This is a genomic window from Paraburkholderia sp. J10-1 (assembly GCF_905220165.1).
Classification (GTDB): domain Bacteria; phylum Pseudomonadota; class Gammaproteobacteria; order Burkholderiales; family Burkholderiaceae; genus Paraburkholderia.
Genome location: NZ_CAJMYW010000001.1, coordinates 622,407 through 635,922, shown reverse-complemented (window position 1 = coordinate 635,922; position 13,516 = coordinate 622,407). Strand labels below are relative to the sequence as shown.

General features: G+C 65.4%; 14 protein-coding genes. 12 read left to right on the top strand and 2 right to left on the bottom strand.

Going from position 1 to position 13,516, the window contains the following annotated elements; translation table 11 throughout:
* The first annotated feature begins 203 nt into the window (after window positions 1-203).
* The 10 genes from U5A65_RS02785 (at window position 204) to U5A65_RS02740 (ending at window position 9,649) form a co-directional block, all read left to right on the top strand.
* Window positions 204-1,259, top strand: coding sequence for a 3-keto-5-aminohexanoate cleavage protein (locus U5A65_RS02785; protein ID WP_321908442.1), 1,056 nt, complete (start codon window positions 204-206; stop codon window positions 1,257-1,259).
* A 135-nt stretch (window positions 1,260-1,394) separates the two neighbouring features.
* Entirely contained in the window at window positions 1,395-2,726 is a 1,332-nt protein-coding gene (locus U5A65_RS02780; RefSeq protein WP_321908443.1) for an MFS transporter, read from the top strand.
* A gap of 74 nt (window positions 2,727-2,800) precedes the next feature.
* On the top strand, window positions 2,801-3,781 hold the full coding sequence (locus U5A65_RS02775; RefSeq protein ID WP_321908445.1) for a quinone oxidoreductase: 981 nt from the start codon (window positions 2,801-2,803) through the stop codon (window positions 3,779-3,781).
* 10 nt (window positions 3,782-3,791) lie between these two features.
* Window positions 3,792-4,640: a TauD/TfdA dioxygenase family protein gene (locus U5A65_RS02770; RefSeq protein WP_321908448.1), complete on the top strand. Its 849-nt coding sequence runs from the start codon at window positions 3,792-3,794 to the stop codon at window positions 4,638-4,640.
* Window positions 4,641-4,673: 33 nt separating this feature from the next.
* The gene (locus U5A65_RS02765; RefSeq protein WP_321934560.1) at window positions 4,674-5,234 is read left to right on the top strand and encodes an RBBP9/YdeN family alpha/beta hydrolase; all 561 of its coding nucleotides are present in this window, start codon (window positions 4,674-4,676) and stop codon (window positions 5,232-5,234) included.
* A complete protein-coding gene (locus tag U5A65_RS02760) occupies window positions 5,221-5,931 on the top strand; it encodes a DsbA family oxidoreductase (protein ID WP_321945414.1) in 711 nt (236 codons plus the stop codon). Before U5A65_RS02765 ends, U5A65_RS02760 begins: the two co-directional genes overlap by 14 nt.
* A gap of 31 nt (window positions 5,932-5,962) precedes the next feature.
* Window positions 5,963-6,295, top strand: a complete 333-nt coding sequence (locus tag U5A65_RS02755) for a Rieske (2Fe-2S) protein (RefSeq protein WP_321945413.1) — start codon at window positions 5,963-5,965, stop codon at window positions 6,293-6,295.
* Window positions 6,296-6,354: 59 nt separating this feature from the next.
* Complete coding sequence (locus tag U5A65_RS02750; RefSeq protein ID WP_321908455.1) at window positions 6,355-7,986, top strand: 3-(methylthio)propionyl-CoA ligase; 1,632 nt, start codon at window positions 6,355-6,357, stop codon at window positions 7,984-7,986.
* Window positions 7,987-8,080: 94 nt separating this feature from the next.
* Window positions 8,081-9,232 carry a porin gene (locus U5A65_RS02745; protein ID WP_321908457.1) on the top strand — a complete coding sequence of 384 codons (1,152 nt, stop codon included), beginning with the start codon at window positions 8,081-8,083 and terminating at the stop codon, window positions 9,230-9,232.
* Window positions 9,233-9,265: 33 nt separating this feature from the next.
* Window positions 9,266-9,649, top strand: a complete 384-nt coding sequence (locus tag U5A65_RS02740; protein ID WP_321908458.1) for a BON domain-containing protein — start codon at window positions 9,266-9,268, stop codon at window positions 9,647-9,649.
* A 234-nt stretch (window positions 9,650-9,883) separates the two neighbouring features.
* On the opposite strand, the gene U5A65_RS02735 is transcribed toward U5A65_RS02740, so the two are convergent.
* On the bottom strand, window positions 9,884-10,696 hold the full coding sequence (locus U5A65_RS02735; RefSeq protein ID WP_321945412.1) for a DUF2182 domain-containing protein: 813 nt from the start codon (window positions 10,694-10,696) through the stop codon (window positions 9,884-9,886).
* A gap of 8 nt (window positions 10,697-10,704) precedes the next feature.
* Complete coding sequence (locus tag U5A65_RS02730) at window positions 10,705-11,466, bottom strand: DUF899 domain-containing protein (RefSeq protein WP_321945411.1); 762 nt, start codon at window positions 11,464-11,466, stop codon at window positions 10,705-10,707.
* Between the two features lie 149 nt (window positions 11,467-11,615).
* Between U5A65_RS02730 and U5A65_RS02725 the strand changes: the two genes are divergently transcribed.
* Both U5A65_RS02725 and U5A65_RS02720 read left to right on the top strand, forming a co-directional pair.
* Window positions 11,616-12,836: a helix-turn-helix domain-containing protein gene (locus U5A65_RS02725; RefSeq protein WP_321945410.1), complete on the top strand. Its 1,221-nt coding sequence runs from the start codon at window positions 11,616-11,618 to the stop codon at window positions 12,834-12,836.
* 35 nt (window positions 12,837-12,871) lie between these two features.
* Window positions 12,872-13,504, top strand: a complete 633-nt coding sequence (locus U5A65_RS02720) for a PQQ-binding-like beta-propeller repeat protein (RefSeq protein ID WP_321908466.1) — start codon at window positions 12,872-12,874, stop codon at window positions 13,502-13,504.
* Window positions 13,505-13,516 lie beyond the last annotated feature (12 nt).

Sequence of the window (13,516 nt, the reverse complement as noted above, 5' to 3'; positions counted from 1 at the left end):
CCCGTAGAACATACGCGCGCGCTGATACTGGTGTTAACGCCTGGTGGCGCGAAAAGCTAAAACGATGGCGCGCGATCAGAAAAGTGTAGCGCAGGATTGCCGTATCGTGCATCTCAACGGATCAGCCAGTTCCGAGCGGTCTTTCAGGCTCCTGGCCACGTTGTCAAACGTTGAAATACCGTCACCCAATATTGGAGAACACGATGCAATTCCTCGACGATTCGCTGCACCCCGAGAACCAGGACAAGGTAGTGATCACCACCGCGCCGTATGGCCCGGAGTGGATGCCCGAAGACTTCCCGGAAGACATTCCGGTCACGATGGAAGAACAGATCCAGAAGGCCGTGGACTGCTACAACGCGGGCGCAACGGTGCTGCACCTGCACGTGCGCGAACTCGACGGCAAGGGCTCCAAGCGCCTGTCGAAGTTCAACGAGCTGATCGCGGGCGTGCGCGCCGCGGTGCCGGACATGATCATCCAGGTGGGCGGCTCGATCTCGTTCGCGCCGGAAGACGACGGCCAGGCCGCCAAGTGGCTCTCGGACGACACGCGCCACATGCTGGCCGACCTCGAACCGAAGCCGGACCAGGTGACCGTGGCGATCAACACCACGCAGATGAACATCATGGAGCTGCTCTACCCGGAATACCTGGAGGGCACGTCGCTGGCGCACCCGGCGCTGATGGCCGCGTATAGCGAGATGACGGTGCCGGCCGGCCCGGCATGGGTGGAGGAGCATCTGCGCCGCCTGCAGGCTTCGGGCATCCAGCCGCACTTCCAGCTCACGGGCATCCACGCGCTCGAAACGCTCGATCGCCTCGTGCGCAAGGGCGCATACAAGGGTCCGCTGAATCTCACGTGGATCGGTATCGGCGGCGGCTTCGACGGCCCGAACCCGTTCAACTTCTTCAACTTCGTGCACCGTGCGCCCGATGGCTGCACGCTCACGGCGGAATCGCTGCTCAAGAACGTGCTGCCGTTCAACATGATGGCGATGGCCATGGGCCTGCACCCGCGCTGCGGCATCGAAGATACGATCATTGACCAGCACGGCAACCGCATGACGTCTGTGCAGCAGATCGAGCAGTGCGTGCGCGTGGCGCGGGAACTGGGCCGCGAAATTGCCACCGGCAAGGAAGCGCGCGAGATCTACCGCATTGGCGTGCAGTACGACACCGTCGACGAAACGCTCGCGGCCAACGGCATGGCGCCGAACCGCGTGACCGGTGTGAAGAACCTGCCGCTGCGCGCGGCGTAATGAAAGTGGGGCCCGGCGCGCATGCGTGCCTGTGCCGGGTCCTGAAACGGGTGTTTGGCTTTTGCTTCGTGCGTGCCGGCAGACCTGAGAGAACAACGGAACCCGACGAAGAGCGGGTCACCCAGGAGACAACTCATGCTTACGCATGCTGAGCCCACTGCGGGCGAATTGACGACGACCCGATCGAGCGTGCCCGCCTATGCGTGGGTCGTGTTCGCCTTGACAGTCGGACTGCTGCTTTCGGACTACATGTCGCGCCAGGTTTTGAATGCCGTGTTTCCGCTGCTCAAGACCACGTGGAACCTCTCGGACACGCAGCTCGGCTCGCTGAGCAGTGTGGTCGCGCTGATGGTGGGCGTGCTCACGTTTCCGCTTTCGGTGCTCGCCGACCGCTGGGGCCGCGTGAAGAGCATCGTGCTGATGGCGGCGCTGTGGAGCATCGCGACGCTGGGCTGCGCGATCTCGACAAACTTTGGCGAAATGCTGCTCGCCCGTGCCTTCGTGGGTATTGGCGAAGCGGCGTATGGCAGCGTGGGTATTGCAGTTGTCCTGAGTATTTTTCCGGTCCGGCTGCGCTCCACGATCACGGGCGCCTTCATGGCGGGCGGCGCGTTCGGCTCGGTGCTCGGCATGGCGCTGGGCGGCGCGGTCGCGGCGCAGCTTGGCTGGCGCGCGGCATTTGGCGCGATGGCGGTCCTGGGTATCGTGCTGGTCGTGATCTATCGCATCGTCGTGACGGAAAAGCGCATTGCCCCGCTGCAGCCGGCAAACGTGAGCCGCGAGACGAATGGCCTTGGCATGCGCCTGAGCCTGCGCGCGCTGCTCAAGGGCCTCTTTTCCACGCGCTCCGTGGTGTGCGCGTATGTGGGCAGCGGCCTGCACCTGCTCGTGCCCGCGGCGGTGTGGAGCTGGCTGCCGAGCTTTTTGAACCGCTATTACGGCATGGCGACCGGCAAAGCGGCTGCGACCGCCGCGTTGTTCGTGCTCGTGACGGGCGTGGGCATGGTGGTGTGCGGCAACCTCGCGGACCGCTTCAGCAAGGACAACGGCGCGCGCAAATGGAGCATTGCGATCGCATACTGCCTGCTCTGCTTCGTGCTGCTCACGGTGGGCTTGCGCATGCCGGCTGGCCCGGCGCAGCTCGTGCTGATCGGCGCAGCGATGTTCTTCTGCGCAGGCGCAGCGGGCCCCTCGGGCGCGATGGTGGCGAACCTCACGCCGCCCTCGATCCACGCTTCGGCGTTCGCCACGCTCACGCTGGCGAACAACCTGCTCGGTCTTGCGCCCGCCGCGGTGCTCACCGGCATGGCCGCGGATCACATCGGCCTGCTCGGCGCGCTGCAGCTCGTGCCGTTTGCGCCGCTCGTGGCGGCTGGTGTTTTCCTGATCGGCAAGCGCAACTACGCCGTCGATCTGGATCGTGTGAACACACTGCGCGAAGAAGCCGGTGGTCACGCACAACGATGAATCTGAATTTGCAGTCTGAGTCGGCTTGACTGAGTTCCAGTCAATGCGTTTGAGTAAAGAACAGGAGATTGAACATGGCGAAAGCAGTGCGCTTCCACGAAACCGGCGGTCCCGAAGTTTTGCGCTATGAGAGCGTTGAAGTGGGCGACCCCGGCCCCGGACAGGTTCGCCTGCGCCATGAGGCAGTCGGCCTGAATTTCGCGGACACCTACTTCCGCTCCGGCCTGTATCCCGTGCCGTTGCCTGCTGGCATGGGCGTGGAGGCCGCGGGCGTGGTCGAGGCCGTGGGCCCCGAGGTGAGCAACGTCGCCGTGGGCGACCGCGTGACCTACACCGGCTTCATCAACACGCTCGGTGCGTACAGCACGGAGCGTCTGATCCCGGCGGCGCCGCTCATCAAGCTGCCAGACGCGATTGCATGCGAAACGGCGGCCGGCATGACCATGCGGGGCCTCACTTCGTCGTACCTCATGCGCCGCATTCACGACTTCAAGGCCGGCGACACGATCCTGCTGCACGCCGCGGCGGGCGGGGTCGGCCTGATCGTCTCGCAGTGGGCGAAGCTGCTGGGCCTCACGGTGATCGGCACGGTGTCGAACGAGGCGAAAGGCGAGGTGGCGCGCGCACATGGTTGCGACCACATCGTTTACTACGGTCGCGAAGATGTCGCGAAACGCGTGCGCGAACTGACGAACGGCGTGGGCGTGAACGTGGTGTTCGACAGCGTGGGCAAGGACACCTTCGAAGCGTCGCTCGATTCGCTCAAGCGCCGCGGCCTGATGGTGTGCGTCGGCACGGCTTCCGGCCCGATTCCGCCGTTCAATCCGCAGATCCTCGCGATGAAGGGCTCGCTCTATCTCACGCGCCCGGCGCTGGCGGACTATATCGCCGACCCCGCGGAGAAGAACGAACTGGCTTCGGAGCTGTTCGGGCACGTTGCGGCGGGCCGCATCAAGATCGAACTGAACCAGCGTTACGCGCTGGAAGACGCGGTGCAGGCGCACCGCGACCTTGAAGCGCGCAAGACGACGGGATCGTCGGTCTTCGTCATCTGAGGAGCGCAACATGAAAGTCGAACAACTGACCTATGCCATCGGGGCGGAACTGACTGGCGTGAATCTCGCCGATGCGGTTCACGACGACGGCCTCTTTGCCGAGATTCGCGCGGCGCTGCTCAAGCACCGCGTGCTGTTCCTGCGCGACCAGAACATCACGCGCACCGAGCATGTGGCGTTCGCGCGCCGTTTCGGCGAGCTGGAGGACCATCCGGTCGCGGGCAGCGACCCGGATCATCCGGGGCTCGTGCGCATCTACAAGAACCCCGAGCAGCCCAACGACCGCTACGAAAACGCCTGGCACGCGGACGCCACCTGGCGCGAGGCGCCGCAGTTCGGTGCCGTGCTGCGCTGCGTGGAATGCCCGCCCGTGGGCGGCGACACGATGTGGGCGAACATGGTGCTCGCCTACGAGAAGCTGCCCGAACACGTGAAGGCGCAGATCGACGGTCTGTATGCGCGCCACAGCATCGAAGCGAGCTTTGGTGCGGCCATGCCGATCGCAAAACGCCATGAACTCAAGGCGCAGTTTCCCGACGCGGAGCACCCGGTGGTGCGCACGCATCCGGAAACCGGCGAGAAGGTGCTGTTCGTGAGCGCGTTCACGACGCACATCACGAACTATCACACGCCCGAGCGCGTGCGCTTCGGTCAGGACGCCAATCCGGGCGCGGGCGACCTGCTGCGCTATCTCGTGAGCCAGGCCTATATTCCGGAGTACCAGGTACGCTGGCGCTGGAAGCCGAACAGCATCGCGATCTGGGACAACCGCAGCACCCAGCACTATGCCGTGATGGACTATCCGCCCTGCCACCGCAAGATGGAACGCGCCGGCATTATCGGCGACAAGCCGTACTGAAGCCGTAGTGATGCAGGCAGGAGACCCAAACCAATGACGCTGGACACCACACCGACCATCTTGATGGTCCCGGGGTTGCGCGACCATGTGCCGGAGCACTGGCAAACGCTGCTGGAAAGCAAGCTGCCCAAGGCCGCTTCGGTGCCGCCGCTCGAGCACGACAAACTGAGCTGCGCGGCGCGCGTGGCCGCGCTCGACGCGGCGCTCGCGAAGATCGACGGCCCCGTCATTCTCGTGGCGCACAGTGCGGGCGTGATGATCACCGTGCATTGGGCGCAGCAGCACAGCCGCAAGATTCATGGCGCGCTGCTCGCCGCGCCGGCGGACCTCGAAACGCCGCTGCCGGCCGGTTACCCGGCGTTTGATGCGCTCGTCGAGCACGGCTGGACGCCGATTCCGCGCAAGCCGCTGCCGTTCCCGAGCATCGTGGGCGCGAGCCGCAACGATCCGCTTGCGCGCTTCGAGCGCGTGGCGGCGATGGCGAAGGATTGGGGCAGCACCCTCGTGGACCTTGGGGAAGTCGGGCATCTGAATCCGGCGGCGGGATTTGGCGAATGGCCCATGGCCGAGATGTTGATTCATGAACTTGTCTGATCAAAAGTGGGCGGCGCAGGCGAGCCGCGACGCGGGTGAACCGGCCGTATTGACGATCGAGGCCTTCTTCGATTTCATCTGCCCGTGGTGCCTGATCGGCAAGCGCAATCTCGATGCGGCGCTCGCGCGTTTCGCGCGTTCGCGGCCCGATGTGCGCGTGCGGGTGCAGTGGCGCTCGCACCAGTTGCTGCCGTGGACGCCGCTCGAAGGTCTGCCGTATCAGGCGTTCTTTCGCGACCGCCTTGGCAGCGCCGAAGCGGTGGCCGCGCGGCGCGCGCAGGTGCAGCGCGCGGGGCGCGATGCGGGTGTCGAGTTCGCGTTCGAGCGCATCGCGGTGCTGCCGAACACGGCCGCCGCGCACGACCTGGTCACGTTTGCCGCTAGCCGCGGCGCGCGCGAACAGAGCGCGGCGCTGATCGACCGCGTGCTCAAGGCTTACTTCATGGAAGGCCAGAACATCGGCGATTACGCGGTGCTCGAATGCCTGGGTCTTGAATGCGGCCTCGAACGCGAGAGCCTGGAGGCGCACCTGGTTGCATCGAAGCGCCTCGCAGACCCGACCGGACAGCGCGTACCCTACGCCGACCCGCGGGTGACCGGCGTGCCGTACTTCGTGTTCAACAAGGGTTATTCGCTCTCGGGCGTGTATTCGCCGGTGGCGATGGCCGGTGCGATGGCGCTGGCGGTCGGAAATTGATGCGAGTCGAGGGAAGTCGAGGGGAAAGGGAATGACACGTGAAGTACCGGTCGGCGCGGCCGACGAACTTGCGCCAGGCCAGCGCAAGCTGGTTTTCGTCGACGGCCGCAGCATCGTGCTGTTCAATATCGAAGGGCAGATGCACGCGGTCGACAATTCGTGCCCCCACAACGGCGCCTCGCTCGCGAGCGGCGCGCTCGAAGGGTGCATGTTGCGCTGCCCGGCGCACGGGCTGCGCTTCGACGTGCGCAGCGGCTGTATGCCGGGCGCGGGTGGACTGAAGCTCACGACATTTCCTGTGCGCGCCGTAGAAGGAAAGTTGCTGCTGAGCGTGCTGGCAACGCCGGCTTCGAGCCAGGCATAGCCGCGCAGCACGGCATTCGAATCTCGCACACGAACAAAAGTTACTTAGGATAGCAAACCATGAAAGGCCTGATGATGGAGCAACCGCTCCTGGTCGCTTCGCTGCTCAACCATGCAGAACGCCATCACGGCGCGCGCGAAATCGTCTCGCGCCGCGTGGAAGGCGACATTCACCGCTACCGCTACCAGGATCTCGCGCAGCGCGCGCGCCGCATGGCGAATGCGCTGTCGAGCCTCGTCATCGCGCCGGGCGAGCGCGTGGGGACGCTGGCCTGGAACGGCTACCGGCACATGGAGCTGTACTTCGCGGTTTCGGGTTCGGGGGCGGTGCTTCACACGCTGAATCCGCGCCTGCATGCCGATCAGCTCGTCTACATCATCGAACATGCGCAGGATCGCATCATCTTCTTCGATCTCACGTTCCTGCCGCTCATCGAGAGCGTCGCGGCGCGCGTAACGAGCCCGATGTTCTTTGTCGCCATGACCGATCGTGCGCATATGCCGCGCAGCCATAGTCTTGGCTCGAGACTCCTCTGCTACGAGGACCTGATCGACAATCACACGGCCGATTTCGAATGGCCGCTGCTCGACGAAAACAGCGCGTCGTCGCTTTGCTATACGTCGGGCACGACCGGCAATCCGAAGGGCGTGCTCTACAGTCACCGCTCGACGCTGCTGCATACCTACGCGGCGGCGCTGCCCGACGCGCTGAACTGCTCGGCGCGCGACACGATCCTGCCGGTGGTGCCGATGTTCCATGTCAATGCATGGGGCCTGCCGTACATTGCCTGCATGACGGGCGCGAAACTCGTGTTTCCGGGCCCGGCGCTCGATGGCAAGTCGCTGTATCAACTGATCGAAGAAGAGCAGGTCACGCTTTCGGCCGGTGTGCCGACGGTCTGGCAAGGCCTGCTTGCCCATGTCGAGTCGGTGGACGGTTCGTTCTCGTCCATGCGCCGCACGATCATCGGCGGCGCGCCGTGCCCGACCGCGATGACCCAGGCGTTCCAGAAGCGCCATCACGTCGACGTGATTCATGCATGGGGCATGACGGAACTGAGCCCGGTTGGCACGGTTTGCAGTTTCAAGGCGCATCAGAGCGCGCTGGACGAAGATGAGCGCTACGCGCTTCAGGCGAAGCAGGGGCGCTCGGTGTTCGGCATCGACATGAAGATCGTTGACGCTGCCGGCGAGGAACTGCCGTGGGACGGCCATGCCGCCGGCGACTTGCAGGTGCGCGGCCACTGGGTCGCAAGCGAGTACTTTGGCGGCGACTACGCCTCGCCGCTGCAGGACGGCTGGTTCCCGACCGGCGACGTGGCGAAGATCGATGCCGACGGTTTCATGCAGATCGTGGATCGCAGCAAGGACGTCATCAAGTCGGGTGGCGAGTGGATCAGTTCCGCCGACATTGAAAACGTCGCGAGCCTGCACCCCGAAGTCGCCACAGCGGTTTGCATTGCAGCACGCCACCCGAAGTGGGACGAGCGGCCGCTCTTGCTGATCGTGAGGAAGCCGGGCAGCGCGCTCGAAGCGGACGACCTGCTCATGTTCTTCGACGGCCGCGTGGCGAAGTGGTGGAAGCCCGACGCCGTGCTGTTCGTCGACGCCGTGCCAATTGGCGCGACGGGCAAGGTGCTCAAGAACCAGCTGCGCGATCAATACGGCGGGCACTACTTGCAAGCGTGTTAAGCCCTCTGGTCACAACGATTCATTCAGGTAATACCCTTTAAGGCAACTACAAAAGGCGCGGGGACCACCCGGCAGCCACACACGGAGATCGGCAATGAAATTGAAGTTCGGTAGCCTCGCAGCGTTGGCCTTGTTCGCCAGCGCAGCGCATGCGCAATCATCGGTCACGCTTTATGGCGTGGTTGACAGCGGCCTGCTGTATCAAAGCACTTCGGCCGCAAACTTTTCGGGGACCGCCAAGAATCTGGGGAGCACCTGGCAGCTCAAGGACGGCGGGATCTTTTCGAGCGTCTGGGGCATGAAGGGCACCGAGGACATTGGCGGCGGCTACAAGATCAACTTCAAGCTGCAAGGCTCGTTCACGTCGAACAACGGCAAGACGGGCCTGTCCGACACGCCGGGCGTGACCGCGGTCTTCAACCAGTACGCGACCATTGGCGGGTCGGGCTGGTTCGGTTCGATCGACGCGGGCCGCCAGATCATCCCGATGATCTACGCGATGGCGGACACCGACGTTCGCGGCGCACAGTACTTCGGCAGTATTTTGACCGCGTGGCTGGGCCTCAATCAGGCGGCCGGGTGGCCCGGCACGAGCACGAACGCGCCGATCGGCGCGCTCTATGACAGCAACGCGATCGTCTACAGATCGCCGAAGTTCTATGGCGCTTCGCTCGAGCTGGAGTACGCGCCGGGCGGCGTGCCGGGGCAGTTCCAGGGCGGCACGCGCGAATCGGCCGTGCTGAAGTACTCGAACTACGGCCTGAACCTGGCTGGGGTCTACTACAGCGGCCACGACACCAATCCGTACGCGGGCAACTTCCCCACGACGCCGGCCGCACCGGCCACGGGGCGCAACAACAACAACTTCTACTACGTCGGCGCGATGTACACGATCAGCGGATTCTCGATATCCGGCTCGTTCAGCTCGTCGAACTCGTCCAGCCTGTTCACCAAGGCGACCTATAACTTCGAAATGATCTCGGCCGGCCTCGGTTACCAGTTCAGCCCGGTCTTCAAGGTCACTTCGGGGTACTACTATTTGAAGGACCGCAATAACTCGGCGAATCATTCGAGCGAAGTCGCCGTAGGCGCCGAATACAACCTCTCGAAGGCGACCAAGGCGTATGCCCAGGTCGGCTATGTCAGCAACAAGGGGACCATGAACCAGACGATCGTCTACGGTGCGCCAGTCGCGCCGGGCCAGTCGACGACGGCGGCGATGGTCGGTATTCGTCACGCGTTCTGATCCTCATACACCCTAGAAAAGATGGAGCAATTTATGAAAAAAACCACGGTAGCCGGGTTGGCGGTCGCGACGCTCGTCGCGGTGGCTTCCATGAGTGCGTGGGCACAACCCCAAGGCGCTGCCAGCGCGCCCGCCGAATCGCAGGCGGCGTCCGCGACCGCGGCTCCCGCGGCGGTTCCGTCCGACCGGCAGGCGAATCGCGCCATGCGCCGCAAGGTGTATGCGGCCATCGGCAAGGACAAGTCGATCAACGCGGGCAACATCAGCGTGGGCGCGAAGGGCGGTGCGATTACGCTGAATGGGACCGTTTCGGACACGGCACAGATCGCCAGGGTCGAGGAAATCACCAAGGGTGTTCCCGGTGTGACGTCGGTCACCAACAAGCTGACGGTCAAGAAGTCTTTCGGCGGCATGTAAGCCGCCACACGAGGCGCGCAGTACGGTGCGGCCGGGAGTCCCCCCGGTTGCACCGGGCTTCGCCCGGCAGCGTAGAGGTTGAATCCAGTCGGCCTCTCGCTGTTTCTCCGGACTGCTAATAACAATCCGGAGCGTCGATCAGGCTCGTGTGCAGGCATGAGTCTGGAGGCGTGAGTTCGACGTTAGAGTCGGAGCGTTTTATCGCCGTTTCGCGCGTGCGGAACGGCGATTTTTTTATGCAGCCACCGCCCGAGCGACCATTGCCACGCCCACCGCAATCGCGGCCGCCCCAATCCCCCGCGCGACTCTTGCGCCGCCCGGCAGCCATCGCTCCGCGGCAATCGCCGCAGCGACCAGCGCCATCGCGGGCCGATCCATCACACCCGCTGCGAGAAGCACCGCCATCAGATTCCCGCAGCAGCACAGGCAGTGCCGACCGAGCCTCAAGCCGTGACGCAGCGCCGCCCGCACATCGAGCCGCGCGTGCCCGCACGACGGCGAGTACCCGCAGCACGCTAGCCAGCGCGCTTTCCACGCGGAGAACTGCAGCGCGCCCGCCAGCACGACGACAACCCCCGCCGCGGCCGGCTCCGTATGCGCCAGCGCAGGCGCCGCGACGGCTAGCGCTGTGAGTTGCGCACCCGCCGCGAATACGAGCACGCCGACCGCGAGCCACACGAAGAAGTACCCCACGCCAGCCATCGCCGTCATCCCGCCCGCCCGCGCCGTGCGTTCATCGCCCATCGCCTCGAAATACCGCCACAAAGCCGGCGTGAGCGCAGGCAACATCATCGCGACCATCATGACATTCCACATGCCGGCAAACGATACGGCGGCGTCGAACCACGTGCGCCCGCACATGGGTGCCCAGAGCGCGGACATCGTCCAGCCGCCGGGCATGGGCGTGCCGCCCATCGCCTCCATCGACGCACACCAGACGAACGTCACCGCGGTGCTCGCCGCAAAGACCAGCGACGAAACGCCAAAGAAAATCGCACGCGGAGCCGGACCGCCGTGCCGCCGTACCGTCATGCCGACGTTATCCATGATGCGCCTCAGCTTTGCGTGTACTCGTCATGCCGGTGCCACCAGATGCCGGTCTCGTTGCGACCCTTCGGCGCGCGGTCGAGCCACTGGTACATGCCCCACACGCCATCCAGGCCGCGCGCATAGGTCGAGTACGTGTGATAGACCACGCCGTCTTCCAGCACGAATGCGCTGAGGCCCGGGCGGTCGCGCGTGTAGGTTGCCGCGTCGGTGCCGCAGCTCGCCGCGAATTCGGCGACGGGCGCGGGCGGCGGATTCATGTCCATCGCGTGGCCGCTGCGCGCATAGTTGTATTCGATGTCGCCCGCGCGCTGCTGCGCCGTGGTGAACGACACGTTGAAATCGAAGTTGAAGTCGTTGCCGCTCGATGAGGCCCACGGAAAGTGCCAGCCCATGCGCTTGCGATAGTCCAGCAGCTTGGGCAGCGGCGCGCGCGACACGGCCATGAGCCGAACGTCGTGATTCGCGAGATGCACGGCGATGCCGTCGAAGCCATCGGCAATCGACGAGCACGACGGACAGCCCGCCGCGTAATCCGGCCCGAACATGAAGTGATAAACGAGCAGTTGCGAGCGGCCCTTGAAGAGATCGGGGAGTGTCGCGCCGCCATCTTCGGTTTCGAATCGATAGGTCTTGTCGACACGCACCCACGGCAGCGCCTGGCGCTGCTGCGCCAGTGCGTCGCCGCGCCGTGTGTGTTCCTTTTCTGCCGCGAGCAGTTCGATACGCGCCGCAAGCCAGTCTTCGCGTGTTCCTGTGGTATGGGACATTGCCTGGTGCTCCTATGGATTCACTGGGGTGACGGCGCGCTGTGCGCGCCGCCGCGTCGTTCGATCGATGATTCGCTTGATCGCCGTGTTAGATTAGGCGCGGACCGAGGAGCCGGGGGAGTGACAAGTGTGGCGGGATTCGCATGACGATGGATTCGCTGATAACGGCTGCGGCGCGCGCGCTCGCAGCCGGTGATCCGGTCGGCGCGCTGAACCGGGTCGCCTTGCGCGACGATGCGCCCGCGCTCGCGTTGCGCGGCATCGCCATGGCGCAGCTCGGCGACTTCGCGCGTGCGAAAACGCTGTTGCGCAGCGCGGCGCGCGGCTTCGGCGCGCGCGAGGCCGTGGCGCAGGCGCGCTGCGTGGTCGCCGAGGCCGAGATTGCGCTTGCCTCGCGCGATCTCGGCTGGCCCACCGACACGCTCGCTGCGGCGCGGCAAACGCTCGAAACCCATGGCGACCGTCTCAATGCCGCGCACGCGCGCTACCTGGAAATTCGCCGTTTGCTGCTCATTGGCCGGCTCGACGAGGCCGGCGGCATGCTCGCACAAACCGATCCCGCGCCACTGCCGCCCGCCTTGCGCGCGGCGCACGAGTTGATCGCCGCGGGCATTGCCATGCGGCGCATTCAAACGCAGGTCGCGCGGCGCTCGCTTGCAGAGGCCGCGCGCGCGGCGCGCGCAGCGGGCATCGCGGCGCTGAGCGCCGAGATTGAGAGCGCCGCGCGGCTGTTGACCTCGCCGGCCGCGCGCCTCATCGCGCGTGGCGAAGAGCGGGTGCTGCTGCTGGAAGACGTCGAGGCGCTGCTCTCCTCGAAGGCGCTCGTCGTGGATGCGTGCCGCTACGTTGCGCGCGAGGGCGCGACGGTCGTCGAACTCGCGAGGCGGCCCGTGCTGTTCGTGCTCGCGCGCGCGCTCGCGGAGGCGTGGCCTGCCGATGTGCCGCGCGACGTGCTGATCGCCCGCGCCTTTCGCACGAAACACGCCGACGAAACGCATCGAGCGCGGCTGCGCGTGGAAATTGGCCGCTTGCGCACGCTGTTGCGCGACGTGGCCGAGATCGGCTCGACGCAGCAAGGCTTCGCGCTGGCGCCGCGCACTGCGAGCGAAGTGGTGGTGCTGGCGCGGCCTGTGGAAGAAAAGCACGCAGCGGTACTCGCATTTCTTGCCGACGGCGAATCGTGGTCGAGTTCGGCGCTGGCGCTCGCGCTCGGCGCGAGCCAGCGCACCGTGCAACGCGCGCTCGATTCGCTCGCCGCGGCGGACAAGGTGCAGTCGTTCGGCTACGGCCGCGCGCGCCGCTGGACCACGCCGCCTGTTCCCGGATTCGCGACGACCTTGTTACTCCCCGCGCCGCTGCCGGGCGATTAGGATGAACGCCTGCCCTTTCATTGAAGGAGGAAGTCATGAAACGAACGACTGCCGAAATCGTCCGCGAGTACGGCCCTTTTCCCGGCATCGACAAGGTGGGCGGGGTCACCTACGACGGTAAGCAGGTCTGGTTCGCCGTGGGCGAGCGCATTGCGTCGCTCGACCCCGAGAGTGGCCAGACACAGCGCTCGATCGACATCGCGGCGCACGCGGGCACGGCGTTCGACGGGCGGCACCTGTTCCAGATTTCCGAAGACCGCATCCACAAGATCGACCCCGAAACGGGCCGCGTGCTCGCCACGATTCCCGCGCCCGGCGGTGGCGGCGACTCGGGGCTTGCGTGGGCGGACGGCACGCTCTGGGTCGGGGTGTATCGCGAGCGCAAGATCCACCAAATCGATCCGCAGACGGGCGCGATTCTGCGCACGCTCGAATCGAGCCGCTTCGTCACGGGCGTGACGTGGGTGGACGGCGAGTTGTGGCACGGCACGTGGGAAGGCGACGAGAGCGACTTGCGGCACATCGATCCGGGCACGGGCGAAGTGCTGGAACAACTCGACATGCCGCCCGGAACTGCCGTTTCGGGACTGGAGTCCGATGGCGGCGAGCAGTTCTTCTGCGGCGGCGGGAACAGCGGGAAGATTCGCGCGGTGCGGCGGCCGAGATAGCGACCGGCGGCG